We start from the raw sequence: 1,228 nt of genomic DNA, 5'->3' as shown, positions 1-1,228 counted from the left end.
CCTTGTTGGTCAATGGCGGTGAAGAGGGCGTCACTAACGTCATTGCCGGGAACGATATCAATTTATCGACCTTAAAAACGCAAAGCTATCAAGACACAATATGGAATAAAAATCACACCCGCAAGGTTGATATTGAAGAAACGGTGGGCAGTGAAATTTTAACCCATGGCGACCTAAACTTAATTGCGGGACATGATATTTTAGCGAAATCGGCAGAGCTATCGAGCGATAAGCGCGTAAACCTATTAGCCGAACATGATATTGATATTGGCAGTGAGCAAGAACGTTTACAGTTAACCGAGCATCACAAAACCAAAACGAAAGGGTTGCTTAATAAGGGGTCAATTACTGAAGATATAGCGGTCGACAATATCACCCAAAAAGGCAGCGGGATTTATGGTGATAAGGTAAACATTAATGCGGGTAACAATTTAACGGTTACAGGCAGTGAAGTGGTAGGTACGCACAATGTGAGTCTTGGTGCAGGGAAAGATATCACGATTGATGCAGCGGAAGAGTCGTATTACCGAAAACACGAAACCAAGACCAAAAAATCCGGGTTAATGGGCAGTGGTGGAATAGGCTTTACGGCAGGTAAAGAAAGCGAATCGTTAAAACAAACAAATACCGAACAAGCCTTTGTGGGCAGTGTTGTAGGTAGTACAAAAGGCAGTGTCAATATCCAAGCGGGTAAAGACCTAAGTATTAAAGGCAGTGATGTCATCGCCCAGCAAAATATCAAATTACAAGGCGAAAATGTCAATATCGAAGCATTAGATGCGAAAACGACGTATAAAGAAGAGTATGAGCGCAAAAAATCAGGGCTTACTATTTCGATAACGGGCACGGTGAGTGATATTTACAACGCCAACCAAACCCGAGAGCAAGCGAAAAAGCAGACCAATGAAAAAACCAAAGCGCTGATGAATATTAAAGCGGGGTTACAAGCGGGTAATGCGGCGCTAGAGGGCGGCGCTAATTTACAAAATGGCACACCACAAGCCTCCATTGGGATTAATGTTAGTATTGGCAATGAAAAAACCGAGCGCACGGTAAACCAAGAGCAACACACTGTGGTAAGTAGTGGCATCTCAGCGGGGAATAACGTCAGCATTATTGCGACGGGCAATGGTCAAAAAGAGAGCGGCGATATCAATATCATTGGCAGTCAGGTATCTGCAGGTCATGATGTGATGCTAAAAGCGAACCATGATGTCAACATCATTGG

General features: G+C 43.6%; 1 protein-coding gene. It reads left to right on the top strand.

The window, feature by feature from the left end:
* Nucleotides 1-1,228, top strand: a 1,228-nt coding sequence (locus A9G36_RS06625) for a hemagglutinin repeat-containing protein (protein ID WP_176701021.1), incomplete at both ends; no start/stop codon positions are given.

Source organism: Gilliamella sp. Choc6-1, from assembly GCF_001690385.1.
Classification (GTDB): domain Bacteria; phylum Pseudomonadota; class Gammaproteobacteria; order Enterobacterales; family Orbaceae; genus Gilliamella; species Gilliamella apicola_A.
This window is presented reverse-complemented; position numbering and strand designations above follow the sequence as displayed.